The organism is Cellulomonas uda, assembly GCF_006538705.1.
Classification (GTDB): Bacteria; Actinomycetota; Actinomycetes; order Actinomycetales; family Cellulomonadaceae; genus Cellulomonas; species Cellulomonas uda.
Genome location: NZ_BJLP01000001.1, coordinates 65,351 through 80,312, shown reverse-complemented (window position 1 = coordinate 80,312; position 14,962 = coordinate 65,351). Strand labels below are relative to the sequence as shown.

Genomic DNA, 14,962 nt, shown 5'->3' with positions numbered 1-14,962 from the left:
AACCGGGAGCGGCGGCGAGCAGGCACGATGGGGGCATGCAGCCCGAGCCCGTCACGGCGAGCCCACCCCCGCTGCGCGGGCGCGCAGTCCTGCGGCAGTCGTGGCGGGACCTGACGTTCGTGCACTGGCGGGTCGACGAGGACGTCGTCGCGCCGCTCCTGCCGCCCGGGACGCGGCCGGACGTGCACGACGGGTCGAGCTGGGTCGGGCTGGTGCCGTTCCGCATGGTCGGCGCGGGCGCGGCGGCCGGTCCGCGCATCCCCTGGCTCGGCACGTTCCCCGAGACGAACGTCCGCCTCTACTCGGTCGACGCGCAGGGGCGCCGAGCGGTCGTCTTCCTGACGCTCGAGGCGGCCCGGCTGGCGTTCGTCCTCGGCTCGCGTGCGGCGCTCGCGCTGCCGTACACGTGGGCCCGGATGCGCGTGACCGAGCAGGACGGCGTGCTCACGTACACCTCGCGGCGGCGGTGGCCCGGTCCGCGGGACGCGACGACGCGCGTCGTCGTGCGGCCGGGCGAGCCGCTCCCGCCGGGCGACCCGCTGGCCGACTTCCTCACCGCGCGCTGGGCGCTGCACACGCGGGCGTACGGCCGCACCCTCTACCTGCGCAACCACCACGAGCCCTGGCCGCTGCGCACCGCCGAGCTGCTGACGCTCGACGAGCGGCTCCTCGCCGCGTGCGGGCTCCCGGGCGTCGCGGACCGCCCGCCGGACTCGGTCCTGTTCTCCCGCGGCGTCCGCACGGTGTTCGGCACGCCCGCGGACGCGGGCGCCTGACGCGCTACCCGCGGGCGTAGACCTCGAGCTCGGTGGCCTTGGCGGACAGCCACACCCGGTCGCCGGGCGCGAGCCCGAGCTCGGCGACCGCGGCGGGCGTGACGTCGACGAGCGCGGACGGCTCGCCCGCGAGGTCCAGGCGCACGCGGTCGGTGAGCATGGTCAGGCCGACGACGGTCGCGGGCCACGTGTTCCGGACGCTCGAGACGTCGGGCCGGTGCGGGCTGACGACGACCGCGGACGGACGCAGCGCGACGAGCACCGGCCCGCGCTCGCCGTGGTCCGGGACGACGAGCATGCCGCCGCCGTCGAGGTGCACCGCGTCGCCGTCGGCGACGCCCGCGTAGAGGTTCAGCCCGACCAGCCGGGCGACGTACTCCGTGGCCGGGCGCCGGGCGACGTGCGCGGGCGCGCCCTCCTGCACCACGCGTCCGCCCTCGAGGACGAGGAGCCGGTCGGCCAGCATGAGGGCCTCGAGCGGGTCGTGCGTCACGACGAGGCAGGGGCCGGCGAAGCCCGCGAGGTGCCGCTTGAGCTCGGACTGGACGTCGAGCCGCGTCCGGGCGTCGAGCGCGGCGAGCGGCTCGTCGAGCAGCAGCAGGTCCGGGGCGCCGGCGAGCGCGCGGGCGAGCGCGACGCGCTGCGCCTGCCCACCGGACAGGTCGCCCGGCCGACGCGACGCGAGGTCGGCCAGCCCGAGCCGGTCGAGCCAGTCGCGGGCGACCGCCCGCGCCCGCGTGCGCCCCGCGCCGCGTGCGCGCGGCGAGAACGCGACGTTGTCGAGCACGCTCAGGTGCGGGAACAGGCGGTAGCTCTGGAACACGAACCCGACGGGCCGGTCCGCGGGCTCGAGGAACGTGCCGGTGCGCGCGTCGTCGAGCACGCGGCCGTCGAGCACGGCGCGCCCCCCGGTGAGCGGGACGAGCCCGGCGGCGGCGCTGAGCAGCGTGGACTTGCCCGCCCCGTTCGGGCCGAGCACCGCGACCACCTCGCCCGGCGCGACGCGCACGTCCACGTCGAGGGTGAACGCGCCGCGGGTGACGCGCGCGTCGAGGACGAGCCCCGGGGGCCCGGCGAGCGCGTCCGTGCGCGGGCCGCTCACGGCGCCGCCCCGGTGCGCAACCAGCGGTCCCGCAGCGCGACGAGCACGCCGACGGACACGAGGAGCAGGACGAGGCTGAGCAGGATCGCCGCGTCCGGGTCGCGTTCGAGCGCCTGGTAGACGGCGACGGGCATGGTCTGGGTGCGCCCCGGGAAGCTGCCCGCGAACGTGACGGTCGCGCCGAACTCGCCGAGCGCCCGCGCCCAGCACAGGACCGCGCCGGCGACGAGCGACGGCCCGACGAGCGGGAGCGTGACGCGGCGGAACACCGCCGTCCGCGTCGCACCGAGCGTCGCGGCGGCCTCCTCGAGGCCACGGTCCGCGGTGCGCAGCGCACCCTCGACGGTCACGACGAGGAACGGCATCGCGACGAACGTCTGCGCGAGGACCACGGCAGCGGGCGTGAACGGCAGCGTGAGCCCGAACCACTGGTCCAGGTATTGCCCGACGACGCCGCGCCGCCCGAACGCCAGCAGCAGCGCGACGCCCCCGACGACGGGTGGCAGCACGAGCGGCAGGGTGACCAGCGCGCGCACGAGCCGCAGACCGGGCAGGCGCGCGCGGGCGAGGAGCCAGGCGAGCGGCACCCCGACCACGAGGCTGATCCCGGTCGCCACGAGCGACGTCCACAGCGACAGCCGCAGCGCCTCCCCGGTCGCGGGCGCCCGGAGCACCTCCCAGGCCTGGCCCCAGGGCGCGCGCACGAGCAGGCCGAGCACCGGCACCGCGAGGAACGCGATGCCGACGAGCGCGGGGACGAGCAGCGGCGCGGGCGCGGACCGCGGCCCGCCGCCGCTCGTCGTGCGGCGCGCCCGTTCCCGTGCGCTCAGCGTCGAGGCCACGTGGACGCTCCGGTCGGGCTCACGGTCGCCCGAAGCCGGCGGCCGAGAGCACCTCGGTGCCGGTCGGGGACAGCACGAGGTCGACGAACGCCGCGGCGGCGTCGGGGTGGGGCGCGGCGGTCAAGGTCGCGACGGGGTAGTCGGTCCTCACGTCGGAGCCGGGCGGGAGGTCGACGCCCTCGACGTCGTCACCCGCGGCGACCACGTCGGTCACGTACACCAGGCCCGCGTCGACCTCGCCGAGGCGGACCTTGGCGAGCACCGCCTTGACGTCCGGCTCGAGCGTGACCGGCGCGACCTCGAGCCCGGCCCGCGCGAGCACCGCGGCGGCCGCCGTCCCGCACGGCACCTCCGGCTGGCACAGCGCGACCTTCACCGCGGGGTCCGCCAGGTCGTCGAGCCCGGTCACCGCGCCGGGGTTGCCGCGCGGGACGGCGATCCGCAGCGTGTTCGTCGCGAACACGACCGGTGCGTGCGCGTGGCCGGCGGCGACGACCTCGTCCATCGTGGCGGGGTTGGCGGAGGCGAGCACGTCCGCGGGCGCGCCGTCGGCGACCTGCGCGGCGAGCGCGGAACTGCCCGCGAAGACGAACGTCACGTGCACGCCGGGGTGGGCGGCCTCGAACCGCTCCCCGAGGGCCGTGAACGCCTCGGTGAGCGACGCGGCGGCGAGCACCGTCAGGTCGCCGCGCAGCGTCGCGCCACCGGTCGGCTCCGCCGTCGAGCCCGAGGCGTCCGCGGCACCCGGTGCGCACGCGACGAGACCGAGGCCCGTCACGACCGCCACCGCGAGCGCCGCCGTGACCGGGCGGACGCGCGGCGACCGGGGCCGAGCCGGTCGTCTCATCGCGAGCGCGGGATCTCGACGGACACGTTCGTCGCCTTGACCGCGGCAACCGCCAGCACGCCCGGCTCGAGCCCGAGCTCGTCGACCGCCTCCCGGCTCAGCAGGGAGACGACCCGGTGCGGGCCCACCTGGATCTCCACCTGCGCCATCACGGTGTCCTTGACGACGCGCGTGACGAGCCCGGTGAACCGGTTGCGGACGGACGCGGCGCTCAGGTCTCCCGGCGGGGGCGCAGCCCCCCGTGCGAGCTCCTGCGCGAACCGTGCGAGCTCCGCGCCGTCGACCGCGGCCCGCCCGGACGCGTCGGTGGTCGTCGCGATGCGGCCGCTGTCCGCCCAGCGGCGCACGGTGTCGTCGCTGACCCCCAGGAGGTCCGCCGCCTCCCGGATCCGGAACGTCGGCACGTGACGCCCTCCCGCCCCCATCGGACCCCCTTCGTCGTCGTGACGTACGCAGGATATCCGAAGATGCGGGTCTGACGGGAGTGTGAAGCCGCATCTGCGCCTCCGATTCCCGAGCACCGCTCCGAGCTCCTGGGCCACCCAAGGGTTCGACGCACGCAACCCGGACGCAGGCGCGCGACGCGGCGACGGACGACGTCGGCATGCGGGGTTGGCTCGACAACCAGGCGGGCGTGCTCCAGGGGATCGTCACCCGGTTCATGACGGGCGCGAGCCCGCACCGCGAGCGCGACGCACAACGGGCGATGATGGAGCTGATGGTCCAGGGGTCGGGTTTCACGGTCCTGCCGCCCGGCACGCCGAGCCGGTGGTTCATCGGGATGCACGAGCGCCAGACGAACATCTCGTGGGAGCACTGGTGGATCCAGACCCGCCTGGGCGGGGTCGTCGAGACGTTCCCCTACCGTGACCGGGCGGTTCTCAACGCCAACGGCGGACGCGCCCGCGGGGGACGACGAGCGCGGCCTCGTCGTCCCCCCGGTCGCCCGGGCCACCTCGTGGGCTGAGCTCAGGCGGCCTGCCGGGGCGCTCGTCGGGTCAGCCGACCTCGCACGGCGTGCCGTTCAGCGTGAAGCCCGCGGGTCTCGGGTTCGCGCCGGTGAACGAGCCGTTGAAGCCGATCTCCGTCGAGGCACCCGCGGGGATCGTGCCGTTCCACGGTGCGTGGGTGACCGTGACGGCCTGGCCGGCCTGGCCGTACGTGCCGGACCAGCCGTTGGTGACGCGCTGGTCACCGGGGAACGTGAACCCGAGCGACCAGGACGACAGGCTCGCGCCCGAGGTGTTGGTGATGCGGACCGACGCCGTGAACCCGCCCGGCCAGTCGTTGGTCGTGTACCGCACGGTGCAGCCGCGGGCCGGCGGGGGTGTCGGGGTCGGGGTGGGGGTCGGCGTGGGGGTCGGGGTCGGCGTGGGAGTCGGGGTGGGGGTCGGCGTCGGAGTCGGGGTGGGGGTCGGGGTGGGCGTGGGCGTCGGGTCACCCGCGATCGCCGCGAGCTGCGCGCCCGTGCCGCGGAAGCCCGGCTTCGACGCGCCCGCCACCCAGGCCTGCAGCGCCGACGCGGACGACGTGATCGCCCACGGCTTCTCCTTGACCGTGTCGAAGTACGTGATGAGCCGGATGCCCGGGTAGCGGCCCGCATCGAGGTCCGCGAACATCGCGCGGAACCACTCGGCCTTGTCCCCGCCCTCCTGCGCGCTGGCGTACTCGGAGACCGCGATCGGCTTGGACGGCGCGATGCGCAGCGCGGTGCGGTAGGCGTCGCCGATGGTCTGGTCGAACGTCGTCCAGTGGTTCACGCCCGGGTCCCACGTCGGGTCGAAGCCCCAGTTGTAGCCGTCGATGCCGACCCAGTCGACGTACGCGTCCCCCGGGTAGGCGCCCGCCGGCATGCTCGCGGCGTCGGTGCCCGTCGAGGAGTTGTTGAACGCCCAGATCCACTGCACGTTCGTCGCACCCTGCGCGACCACGAGGTCGTGCACGTGCCGGTACGCCTGGACGTAGAGCGCGCCGGAGGCGCCGTTGACGCTCGTCGACCAGGGGTACCAGCTCCCGTTGAACTCGTGGCCCCAGCGCACCATCACGGGCGACCCGACGGACGCGAGCTCGGCGCCGCGCGCGCGGATGTAGGAGTCCCAGTCGCCGTCGACGATGTCCTGGAGCGTGATCTGGCCGGGGGCGCTGACGCCGAGCGACGGGTCCCAGGGCTCCCAGGTCCAGTGCGGCAGGACGCCGCGCGCCCACAGGTCCTTCGCCTCCTGGACGGGGAACGCGCGCTTGTTGCTCCAGGCCTCGAACCACAGCGCGCTCGCGAGCTCGAGACCGGTGTCCGCCCGGTACCCGTCGGCGATCGCGGTCAGGGGCCGCGTCTCCCGGAAGACGCCGACGAACGTGCCGTCGTCGGCTGCGGAGGTGGCGGACTGCGCGCTCGAGGCGCCGAGGCCGAGGGCGCCGAGCGCGAGGAGCGCCGACGTCAGCCAGGCTCCGGCGCGGCGCCGTGACGTGTGCACCATGACTGTCTCCATCGAGGTCGTGGGCGGGCGTGCGGCCCGGAGGTAAACGTTGTGATCGGCATCGTGGCGCCCCTCGTGCGCGCGCCGCCAGAGGGCGGGACCGCACCTAAACCCTTAGGTGGCGGGGGTCGTGCTCTCCCGCACGACGAGCGACGGCTCGAGCTCCACGAGGCCGCCCTCGTCGTCCGCCCCCGTGATCCGCGCGAGGAGCAGGGCGAGCGCGCGCTCGACGATCGCGGGCCGGCGCGCGTCGACCGTCGTCAGGCGCGGCGTCGTGAACCGCGCGGTGTGGATGTCGTCGATCCCCGCGACCAGCACGTCCTGCGGGGTGCGACGGCCCGCGTCGAGCAGCCCGCGCACCACCCCGAGGGCGAGGGCGTCGTTGAGCCCGAGGACCGCGTCGAAGTCGGTGCCCGCCGCGAGCGCACCCGCGATCGCGGCCAACCCGCTCTCGTGGTCCCACTGCGTCGTGACCACGTGCCGCACCGCGGCGGGCCGGCCCGCCGCCTCGAGCGCCGCACGGTGACCCGCGAGCCGCTGCACGGCGCTCTCGCTCACGGACGGGTCGCCGCCCACCACGAGGATCCGGCGCGCCCCCACCTCGAGCAGGTGCTCGGTCACCAGCCGGGCCGCGGCGGCGTTGTCGAACGCGACGCGGTCGAGCGCGCCCACCTGCCGCTCGCCCAGCAGCACCACCGGGAAGCCGTCGGGCACGCCGGGCACGTCGTCGTCCGTCAGCCGCAGCGCGTTGAGCAGCATGCCGTCGAGCTGCGAGCGCCGGGGGCCCAGCAGCGCGTCACGCTCGCGCTCACGCACGCCGCCCGTCTCCTCGATGAGGACCGCGACACCGTGCCGCGCCGCCCGGGACACGACGAGCTCGGCGAGCTCGGCGAAGTATCCCGACGAGCCCAGCTCCGGCACGACGAGCCCGATCGCGCCAGCCCGCCCGGAGCGCAGCCGCCGCGCGCTGAGGTTCGGGCGGTACCCGAGGCGCACCACCGCGTCCTCGACCCGCGCGGTCGTCGCGGGCGCGACCCGGCCGGTGCGGTTGACCACCTCGGAGACCGTCTTGATCGAGACGCCCGCCAGCTCGGCCACGTCCCGCAGCGTGATGGCGATCGTGACCTCCTGGGCGCGAGTCGGGCGGGTCTCCTCGACGAGGAACGTACCCCCGACGAGCGCGCCGGGGCCGGGCCCTCGCGCGCGACCGCCGCCTCGTCGGGCGTCCAGGGGGCGGTCGCCCGCACCGGAGACACCCGGGCGTGCACCACGCTGCCGTCCGTGAGCGACGACGAGAGCACCCGCCCGCCCGCACCGACCGTCCGCCGGGTCCGGGCGCAGGACGGTCCGCAGTGGGCCCGCCTGTACGCGGCCTACCGGGCGTTCTACGAGATGCCCGAGCAGCCGGACGTCGTCGCGACCGCGTGGGGCTGGGTGCTCGGCGAGCAGCACGGGATGACGGGCCTCGTCGCGACCGCGCCCGACGGCACGACGCTGCTCGGCCTCGCCAACCTGCGCACGTTCGCGCGCCCGACGACGGGCACCCAGGGCCTGTACCTCGACGACCTGTTCACCGACCCCTCCGCGCGGCGGTCCGGTGCGGGCGGCGCGCTCCTCGAGGCCGCGGCGGCGCTGGCCGCACAGCGCGGCGCGAGCGTCGTGCGGTGGATCACCGCGACCGGCAACGCCACCGCCCGCGCGGTGTACGACAAGCACGCCACCGCGACCCCGTGGGTCACCTACGACATGGCGCCGCGCGCCTGATCAGGCCGTGGTCACGGGGTGGGTGGGCGGCACCGGGTCCGTGCACGCCGCGCGCATCGCGGCGACCAGCGTCGCGTGCCGCAGCAGGAACGCCCGCTCGTCGAGCTTCTTGCGGCGCAGCCACGAGACGACCTCGGTGTTGCACTTGCTCGCGTTGCACGGCCCGCACGCCGGCACCACGTTCTCGACCGTGTACCGGCCGCCCCGGGAGATCGGCAGGACGCAGTCACGCTGCAGCGAGCGGTCCGCTGCCCCGCAGTACGCGCACCCGCCCCACGCGGCGAGCAGCGCGTCCCACTGCGCCGTCGTGAGGTCGTTGTCGACGAGCGAGAGCCGGCGCGCCCGGCGGCGGGCGTACCGCGCGCGACGCGTGGGCGTGGCCATGGGCCGAGCGTAGGCACCGGCCGGGCGGGGGCCGGCCGCGACGCTCCGACCTGTACGGTCACGCCTCATGATCGTCTGGTTGAACGGCACCCACGGCGTGGGCAAGACGACCACCGCCGCGCTCGTGCAGGAGCTGCTCCCCGGCTCGCACGTCTTCGACGCGGAGAAGGTCGGCGAGACGCTCATGGACGTGCGGCCCGCGCTCCCGCCGACCGGCAACTTCCAGGACTGGGCGCCGTGGCGACCGCTCGTCGTCGAGACCGCCCGGCACGTCCTGGACTTCGTCGGCGGGACGCTGGTCATGCCCATGACCGTGCTCGTCGAGGAGTACTGGCGCGAGATCAGCGGCGGCCTCGCGGCGCACGGCATCCCCGTGCGGCACCTGGTCCTGCACGCCGAGCCGGACACGCTGCGGGCGCGGATCCTGGGCGACACCGTCCTGGGCCCCTCCCCCTTCCGTCTCGCGTACGTCGACGCATACGCGCACGCCGCGCGCACGTGGCTGCACGCCGACGCGCAGGTCGTCGACACCACCCACCGCACGGCCGCCGAGGTCGCCGCGCAGGTCGTCGCCGCGCTGCCCTGACCGACCGGCGAACGGATCCGGCAGCGCCCGGCGACAAGCGAGAGCGTCGACCCATGCCTCTCGCTCTCGTGACCGGCGCCGCGCGCGCCGACAGCATCGCCGCCGGCATCGTCCCCCGCCTGCGCGCCGACGGGTGGACGGTCGTCACCAGCGACCTGGCCGACACCGACTACCCGTGCGACCTGTCGACCCCCACCGGCCCCGACGAGCTGCTCGCCGCCGTGACGCGCGACCACGGACCCGTCACGGCGCTCGTCCTGAGCCACGCGCACGACGTGAGCACGGGGATCCTCGACACGACCGCGGAGAGCTTCGACCTGCACGTCGCGGTCAACGCGCGCGCGAGCCTGCTGCTCATCGCGGCGTTCGCCCGCCAGGCGCCGGACGACGGCGGCGTGGTCGTCGCGCTGACCAGCGACCACACCACCGGGAACCTGCCGTACGGCGCGTCGAAGGGCGCGCTCGACCGGATCGTCATCTCCGCCGCCCGCGAGCTCGGACCGCGCGGCATCTCGGCGAACGTCCTGAACCCCGGACCCGTCGACACCGGCTGGATGGACGACGAGACGCGCGCGGCGCTCACCGCGGCGCACCCGCTCGGGCGCCTCGGCACGCCGACGGACATCGCGGCGGTCGTCGCGTTCCTCCTCTCGCCGGAGGGCCGCTGGGTCTCGGGCCAGCTCCTGCAGTCCGACGGCGCGTTCTCGGCCCGGTTCTAGATGGCGACGCTGCACCTCATGGTCGGCCTGCCGGGGACGGGCAAGACGACCGGGGCGCGGCGTCTCGAGGCCGGGTGCGGCGCGCTGCGGCTGACGAAGGACGAGTGGGTCAAGGCGCTGTTCGGCGACGAGAACGCGCGCGCCGCGACGGCGGTCATCGAGGGGCGGCTGGTCGCGGTCGCACTGCGCGCCCTCACCCTGGGCGTCGACGTGGTGCTCGACTTCGGGCTGTGGAACCGCGACGAGCTCGCGGCGTGGGCCGCGGTCACCGCGCTCGGGGGCGGGCCCGCGCGTCGAGCCGCTCGACGGACTCGCGCACCGAGCCGTGCAGGATCAGCTCGACGTCACCGACCAGGCGGTACGGGTCGTCGACCATGCCGTCCACGACCCACCGCAGCACGACCGCCACGACGGCCGAGGTGTAGAAGTCCACGACGAGCGCGTGGTCCGCCGCCTGGGCCGGCCCGCCGCCGCCGACCTCACGCACCACGGCGTCGGTGACGGGCCGCATCTGCCGGAACAGGAAGTCCGCGAGCCGGGCACGGCCGAGGCCGTCGAGCACCGCCTCGGTCGACGTGCGGTTCGCGCGCAGGTACGCCAGGAGCCGCACGAGCCCGTCGGCCCACGAGTCGTGGCGCGCCTCCGCGTGCACGAGCTGGGCGACCTCGGTCTCGAACACCCACGCCGCCAGGTCCTGCACGTCGTGGAAGTGGTAGTAGAACGCCTGGCGCGTCAGGCCGCAGTCGCGGACGAGCTGCGTGACCGTGACGCGGGCCAGCGGCTGCGTCCGCAGGCGCTCCTTGAGGGCGGCGGCGAGCGCGACCCGGGCGTCGGGGCGGCGCTCGTCGCGGGGCGGGTCGAGGGCGAGGTCCGGCCCCGCGTCGACGGAGCGGTCCAGGGTCGCGTCGAGAGTCACGTCGAGGGTCGCGTCGAGGGTCACGTCCTGTGCAACGACCGCCGACGCGCGTTTCCCGTGGGCCCAAGGTCCCCCCGGACGCCCCGGACCGCGGCCCGACGACGCCGCCGAGCGCCCCCGTCTGGACAGACCGCGCCCGGTGTCCAGTGACCGCCGCCGCGGTGCGTGCCTACGTTTCCCACGTCCCCCGGGGCCGACCGGCCGCGGGCCGTGCAGAGGAGGCCGTGGTGTTCCTGTTCGAGTCCATCCCCTGGCAGTCCTGGGTGATGTGGTTCGTCGTCCTGGGCGCTCTGATCGCCCTCAACGAGGTCACGCGCCGCTGGAAGTGGGCAGGCATCGCGTTCTTCGTCGCCCTGCCGCTCGTCCTGACGGTGTTCGTGTGGCCCTCGACCGCCGGCGAGGGGTCCTCGACCGGCACGTGGTTCCACTGGGTCAAGGTGTACTCGGCGCTCGCCGGGTGCCTCGGGTTCATACTGCTGCGGTACGTCGACAAGCTGTCCAAGAACCGCTGGATGCTGCTGTTCCCCGCGCTGATCCTCGCGGTCAACATCGGCGAGGCCGTGATCCGGGACTTCCAGGTCGCGGGCCTGCAGGGCATGCACGACGGCGTCTTCATGGTCGGCGGCGTGTGGAACTACATGAACGGCGTCGCGGGCATCCTCAACGCCCTGACCATCTGCGGGTGGATGGGGATCTTCGTCTCGCGTGACCGGTCCAAGGACATGATCTGGCCGGACATGATGTGGTTCTGGATCGTCGCGTACGACCTGTGGAACTTCGCGTACGTCTACAACTGCGTGGGTGACCACGCGTTCTACGCGGGTGCCGCGCTGCTCATCTCCTGCACCATCCCCGCGTTCTTCATCAAGAAGGGCGCCTGGCTCCAGCACCGTGCGCACACGCTCGCGCTGTGGATGATGTTCACGATGGCGGTCCCGACGTTCGTCTCGTCGTCGTCGTTCGCCGTCGCGTCGTCGCACGACACCACCGCGCTGTTCGTCGTGTCCGCGCTGTCGCTCGTCGTGAACGTGGCCGTCGCCGTCTACCAGGTGCGCGTGATCGTGACCCGCCGGCGCAACCCGCTGCGCGAGGAGCTGTTCACGCACCTGCCGCAGTACCGCGAGGTCGTCGAGGCGAACGCGCCGACCACCGCTGCGGTCGGCGTTCCGGCCGTCGGGCCCTCCCCGACGCCGGTGCACGCCTGACCGTCGCCGTCGCGGCATGGAGGGGCCGCGACGACGAGGGGCGCCCGCCCGCGGGTCACGCGGGCGGGCGCCCCTGCATGTCGGGTCAGACCAGCTCGACGCGGTCCGCCTGGGGGCCGCGGTCGCTCTGGCGCACCTGGTAGCGCACGCGGTCGCCCTCGGCCAGCACCTCGCCGCCGCGCACGACGGAGACGTGCACGAACAGGTCGTCACCGCCCGAGTCGGGCCGGATGAAGCCGAAGCCGCGGTCGGCGTCGTACCGCGCGACGACGCCCTCGCCGCCGCGCGCGGGCGCCCCCGACCCGCGGTGCGAGTCGGAACGGTGCGAGTCGGAACGGTGCGAGTCAGGACGGCGCGAGTCGGGGCGGCCGCGGCCGGCCGTACGCGGGGCGGGGCGCCGGGGACGGCCGCCGACGAGCTCGACGTCGCGCGCCTGCAGCCCGCGGTCGCCCTCGACCACGTCGAACGCGATCCGGTCGCCCTCGGCCAGCTCGCGCACCCCGCCGAGCAGCGCGGACGCGTGGACGAACACGTCGCCGCCGGAGTCGGCGGTCGCGAAGCCGAAGCCCTTGTCGGGGTCGTACCAGGTCACGGTGCCGTTCGCGCCGTCGTCCTCCCCGCCGCCACCACCGGCCGACGGGCCGAGCGGCAGCAGGTGGTCCGCCTGCGGGCCACGCTCACCGGGCACGACGAGGAACGCGACCCGCTGGCCCTCGTGGACGACCCCGCCGCCGACGATCGCGGAGGAGTGCACGAAGATCTCCGCGCCGCCCTCGTCGGGCGTGAGGAAGCCGTAGCCCTTCGCGGGCTCGTACCAGGAGACCGTGCCGAGCCTCCCGAGCGGGGCGTCCGCCGCGACGTCGCCGGTGACACGCACGCGCCGCGCCTGCGGGCCGCGGTCCCCCTCGCCGAGCTCGAACTCGACCTCCTGCCCCTCGCGGAGCACACGCTCGTCGCCCAGCACCTCGGACGCGTGCACGAACAGGTCCGGCGCGTCGTCACCCAGCGCCAGGAAGCCGAACCCTCGCTCGGCGTCGAACCATCGGACAGTTCCCTGGGGCACGTCGTCTCCTCGTCGGAAGGTGGGTTGCTCCCTCCAGTGTCCCCCGCCGCGCGCGCGACGCGAGCCACGCGCGCTCGTTAGGGTGGCCGCCGTGGCGACGACGGCACGGCAGGTGGCGCAGCGGATGAGCGCGGGCGTGGGCGCGGCGCCCCGGCCGAGCACGGTGGACGGCTTCCTCGCCGGCGATCCGGACGCCGAGGTGCGGGGAGTCGCGGTCACGATGATGGCGACGTTCGACGTCCTGCAGCGCGCGGCCGCGCGAGGGCTCGACCTGGTCGTGTCGCACGAGCCGCTGTACTTCGACCACCAGGGCGCGTCCGACGAGGTCCTCGCCGCCGAGCGCGACCCCGTGCACGCCGCGAAGGCCGCGTTCGTCGCCGAGCACGGGCTCGTCGTGCTGCGCGCGCACGACGCGTGGCACGACCGCCGCCCCGACGGCATCCTCACCGGCACCGCGCGTGCCCTCGGCTGGCTGGACGCCGCGCGGCCCGACGAGCCCGGCGTGTACGACCTGCCGACGACGACGCTCGGCGCGCTCGCCGCGCACGTCGCACGGTCGCTCGGGGCGCGCGCGCTGCGGTACGTCGGCGACCCCGGGGCGCCCGTGTCCGTCGTGGGGCTGCAGCCGGGGTTCGTCGGGTTCGCGCGCAACCGGCACCTGCTCGCGCGGCCGGACGTCGACGTGCTGGTGATCGGCGAGGGGCACGAGTGGGAGACCGGCGAGTACGCGGCCGACGCCGTGACGGCCGGGGTGTGCGCGGGTGTCGTCGTCGTCGGGCACGTGCCGTCCGAGCAGGAGGGCATGGCCGAGGCCGCGCGCTGGCTCGCCGGGCTGGTGCCCGAGCTGCCCGTGGAGCTCGTCGCCGCCGCCGACCCGTTCCGGACCGTCAGCGCGTAGGCGGGTAGCGGGTCAGGAGCTCGCCTCGTGGCGCGTGCGGCGGTCGGTGAGCACCGCACCATCCCGCCGCCGGGTGACCGCCGACCGGGTGCCGCACCGCGCACCCTCATGGACATCTGTCCGATTTGCCCTAGTGTCGGCCGGGTGGACCCCCTCCTCACGCCGCCGCAGGACGCCCCGCACCCGCCCACGCTCGACGAGCTCCTGCGTCGAGCCGACACCGCCGCACGCGCGGGCGACTGGACCGCAGCCGCCCGCGCGTGGCTCGAGGCCGGCGGGCGGCACGGTGCGGACGTGAGCGCGGGCCTCGAGCACGCGGCCTCGCACCTCGACGACCGCGCGGACGCGGGCGACGCCGCCGCGGCCGGCGTCCTGGCGCTCATGGTCGCCGAGTTCATCGGCGACCTGCCCGCGGCGGCGGACTACGCACGCGTCGCCGCCGAGGGCGGGGACCCGCTCGGGCAGCGGATCCGGGGGTTCCTGCTGTGCGAGGGCCACGGCGTCGAGCGCGACGAGGACGCCGGCACACGGTGGACGCGTCGCGCCGCCGACCAGGGCGACCCGATCGCCCTGCTCAACCTCGCCGGCTCCGTGCCGCAGCGCGAGGGCGACATGCTGCTCGCCCTCGCCGCGGGGCTCGGCGTCGAGCGCGCGGGCGCGCGGCTGGGCGACCGGCTCTCCGAGCGGGACCAGGACGAGGCCGCGCTGCGCTGGTACGTGTGGGCCGCCGAGCGCGGCCACGCCGGCTCGATGCGCGCCGCCGCCGACTGGTACCGCGAGGGGTTCGGCGGCCGGCCCGACCCCACCTCCGCCGTCCGCTGGTACCTGACGCTCCTGGCCCACGGCGACGGCGACGGCGTGCACGAGGCGATCGACGTCGTGCGGGAGCACGGCCTGTCGGACGGGGACGTCCGGGCCGCCGCGACGCTCGCGGGCCGCCCGTCGGCGGCGGACTCCCTGCTCTCGGCCGTCCGCCGCGCGGGCTGACGGGGGTCCGACTATCACCGGTGATAGTGACACCGGTGATAGTGACAGCGGTGATAGGTGCCGGACCTGCTGCGCCGCGCCGAGGTCGCCTACGAGAACCCGATGATCGACCGTGACCCGGTGCCGACCTGGCAGGACGGGCCCGTGCTGCTGGTCGGCGACGCGGCCCACGCGATGTACCCGACGGGGTCCAACGGCGCGAGCCAGGCGGTCATGGACGCGCGCCTGCTCGGGGCACAGTTCGACGACATCGACGACGTGGTCCCGGAGGCCGAGCGCGCGGCGTTCATGGCCGGGTACAAGGCCGCCGCGGGCTTCGCGGTCGACCGGCTCAACGCCGCCCCGCCGACGATCCCGCCCGGCGCCCGCGCGGTCGTCGCCGGCTGAGGGCGTGCGGGA

Annotated in this window: 18 protein-coding genes and 1 pseudogene; 10 read left to right on the top strand and 9 right to left on the bottom strand. The window is 75.4% G+C overall.

Annotation, left to right across the window (positions count from 1 at the left end; genetic code table 11):
- Positions 1-35 precede the first annotated feature (35 nt).
- Positions 36-776, top strand: coding sequence for a YqjF family protein (locus CUD01_RS00390; RefSeq protein ID WP_141317784.1), 741 nt, complete (start codon positions 36-38; stop codon positions 774-776).
- Positions 777-780: 4 nt separating this feature from the next.
- On the opposite strand, the gene CUD01_RS00385 is transcribed toward CUD01_RS00390, so the two are convergent.
- The 4 genes from CUD01_RS00385 to CUD01_RS00370 form a co-directional block, all read right to left on the bottom strand.
- Positions 781-1,878: an ABC transporter ATP-binding protein gene (locus CUD01_RS00385; RefSeq protein ID WP_141317782.1), complete on the bottom strand. Its 1,098-nt coding sequence runs from the start codon at positions 1,876-1,878 to the stop codon at positions 781-783.
- Complete coding sequence (locus CUD01_RS00380) at positions 1,875-2,720, bottom strand: ABC transporter permease (protein ID WP_141317780.1); 846 nt, start codon at positions 2,718-2,720, stop codon at positions 1,875-1,877. Before CUD01_RS00380 ends, CUD01_RS00385 begins: the two co-directional genes overlap by 4 nt.
- Positions 2,721-2,739: 19 nt before the next feature.
- Positions 2,740-3,498 (bottom strand): molybdate ABC transporter substrate-binding protein, encoded by a 759-nt coding sequence (modA, locus tag CUD01_RS00375; protein WP_244937592.1) that lies wholly within the window; start codon positions 3,496-3,498, stop codon positions 2,740-2,742.
- A 65-nt stretch (positions 3,499-3,563) separates the two neighbouring features.
- On the bottom strand, positions 3,564-3,971 hold the full coding sequence (locus CUD01_RS00370) for a TOBE domain-containing protein (RefSeq protein WP_141317775.1): 408 nt from the start codon (positions 3,969-3,971) through the stop codon (positions 3,564-3,566).
- A 200-nt stretch (positions 3,972-4,171) separates the two neighbouring features.
- On the opposite strand from CUD01_RS00370, the gene CUD01_RS00365 reads away from it, so the two are divergent.
- Positions 4,172-4,534, top strand: coding sequence for a hypothetical protein (locus CUD01_RS00365; protein WP_141317773.1), 363 nt, complete (start codon positions 4,172-4,174; stop codon positions 4,532-4,534).
- Between the two features lie 31 nt (positions 4,535-4,565).
- Here the strand turns inward: CUD01_RS00365 and CUD01_RS16915 are convergent, their stop codons facing one another.
- Both CUD01_RS16915 and CUD01_RS00355 read right to left on the bottom strand, forming a co-directional pair.
- A complete protein-coding gene (locus CUD01_RS16915) occupies positions 4,566-6,041 on the bottom strand; it encodes a cellulose binding domain-containing protein (RefSeq protein WP_174773792.1) in 1,476 nt (491 codons plus the stop codon).
- Positions 6,042-6,155: 114 nt separating this feature from the next.
- Positions 6,156-7,139 (bottom strand): LacI family DNA-binding transcriptional regulator, encoded by a 984-nt coding sequence (locus tag CUD01_RS00355; protein ID WP_244937591.1) that lies wholly within the window; start codon positions 7,137-7,139, stop codon positions 6,156-6,158.
- 183 nt (positions 7,140-7,322) lie between these two features.
- Here CUD01_RS00355 and CUD01_RS00350 point away from each other — a divergent pair, with 183 nt between their 5' ends.
- Entirely contained in the window at positions 7,323-7,805 is a 483-nt protein-coding gene (locus CUD01_RS00350) for a GNAT family N-acetyltransferase (protein ID WP_244937590.1), read from the top strand.
- On the opposite strand, the gene CUD01_RS00345 is transcribed toward CUD01_RS00350, so the two are convergent.
- Positions 7,806-8,189 (bottom strand): HNH endonuclease, encoded by a 384-nt coding sequence (locus CUD01_RS00345; RefSeq protein ID WP_141317767.1) that lies wholly within the window; start codon positions 8,187-8,189, stop codon positions 7,806-7,808.
- A gap of 67 nt (positions 8,190-8,256) precedes the next feature.
- On the opposite strand from CUD01_RS00345, the gene CUD01_RS00340 reads away from it, so the two are divergent.
- The 3 genes and pseudogenes from CUD01_RS00340 to CUD01_RS16780 form a co-directional block, all read left to right on the top strand.
- On the top strand, positions 8,257-8,775 hold the full coding sequence (locus tag CUD01_RS00340; RefSeq protein ID WP_141317765.1) for a P-loop nucleotide/nucleoside kinase family protein: 519 nt from the start codon (positions 8,257-8,259) through the stop codon (positions 8,773-8,775).
- Between the two features lie 53 nt (positions 8,776-8,828).
- Positions 8,829-9,494 (top strand): SDR family oxidoreductase, encoded by a 666-nt coding sequence (locus tag CUD01_RS00335; protein ID WP_141317763.1) that lies wholly within the window; start codon positions 8,829-8,831, stop codon positions 9,492-9,494.
- A pseudogene (locus tag CUD01_RS16780) lies at positions 9,495-9,704 on the top strand (P-loop nucleotide/nucleoside kinase family protein); the annotation flags it as partial.
- A gap of 55 nt (positions 9,705-9,759) precedes the next feature.
- On the opposite strand, the gene CUD01_RS16775 reads toward CUD01_RS16780, so the two are convergent.
- Positions 9,760-10,434, bottom strand: a complete 675-nt coding sequence (locus CUD01_RS16775) for a TetR/AcrR family transcriptional regulator (RefSeq protein ID WP_244937589.1) — start codon at positions 10,432-10,434, stop codon at positions 9,760-9,762.
- 203 nt (positions 10,435-10,637) lie between these two features.
- Between CUD01_RS16775 and CUD01_RS00325 the strand changes: the two genes are divergently transcribed.
- Positions 10,638-11,615, top strand: coding sequence for a DUF5692 family protein (locus CUD01_RS00325; RefSeq protein ID WP_141317759.1), 978 nt, complete (start codon positions 10,638-10,640; stop codon positions 11,613-11,615).
- An 85-nt stretch (positions 11,616-11,700) separates the two neighbouring features.
- On the opposite strand, the gene CUD01_RS17210 is transcribed toward CUD01_RS00325, so the two are convergent.
- A complete protein-coding gene (locus CUD01_RS17210; protein WP_141317757.1) occupies positions 11,701-12,678 on the bottom strand; it encodes a cold-shock protein in 978 nt (325 codons plus the stop codon).
- 91 nt (positions 12,679-12,769) lie between these two features.
- On the opposite strand from CUD01_RS17210, the gene CUD01_RS00315 reads away from it, so the two are divergent.
- The 3 genes from CUD01_RS00315 to CUD01_RS00305 all read left to right on the top strand — a co-directional run bounded on the left by CUD01_RS00315 (position 12,770) and on the right by CUD01_RS00305 (position 14,950).
- The gene (locus CUD01_RS00315) at positions 12,770-13,576 is read left to right on the top strand and encodes a Nif3-like dinuclear metal center hexameric protein (RefSeq protein WP_141317755.1); all 807 of its coding nucleotides are present in this window, start codon (positions 12,770-12,772) and stop codon (positions 13,574-13,576) included.
- A 144-nt stretch (positions 13,577-13,720) separates the two neighbouring features.
- Positions 13,721-14,563 carry a tetratricopeptide repeat protein gene (locus CUD01_RS00310; protein ID WP_141317753.1) on the top strand — a complete coding sequence of 281 codons (843 nt, stop codon included), beginning with the start codon at positions 13,721-13,723 and terminating at the stop codon, positions 14,561-14,563.
- Between the two features lie 57 nt (positions 14,564-14,620).
- Positions 14,621-14,950: an FAD-dependent monooxygenase gene (locus CUD01_RS00305; protein ID WP_243861011.1), complete on the top strand. Its 330-nt coding sequence runs from the start codon at positions 14,621-14,623 to the stop codon at positions 14,948-14,950.
- Positions 14,951-14,962: the final 12 nt, after the last annotated feature.

Coding starts and splice junctions, on each gene's coding strand:
- CUD01_RS00365 (WP_141317773.1), top strand. CDS start 4,172: ATGCGGGGTTGGCTCGACAACCAGGCGGGCGTGCTCCAGGGGATCGTC.
- CUD01_RS00390 (WP_141317784.1), top strand. CDS start 36: ATGCAGCCCGAGCCCGTCACGGCGAGCCCACCCCCGCTGCGCGGGCGC.
- CUD01_RS00340 (WP_141317765.1), top strand. CDS start 8,257: ATGATCGTCTGGTTGAACGGCACCCACGGCGTGGGCAAGACGACCACC.
- CUD01_RS00345 (WP_141317767.1), bottom strand. CDS start 8,189: ATGGCCACGCCCACGCGTCGCGCGCGGTACGCCCGCCGCCGGGCGCGC.
- CUD01_RS00335 (WP_141317763.1), top strand. CDS start 8,829: ATGCCTCTCGCTCTCGTGACCGGCGCCGCGCGCGCCGACAGCATCGCC.
- CUD01_RS16915 (WP_174773792.1), bottom strand. CDS start 6,041: ATGGTGCACACGTCACGGCGCCGCGCCGGAGCCTGGCTGACGTCGGCG.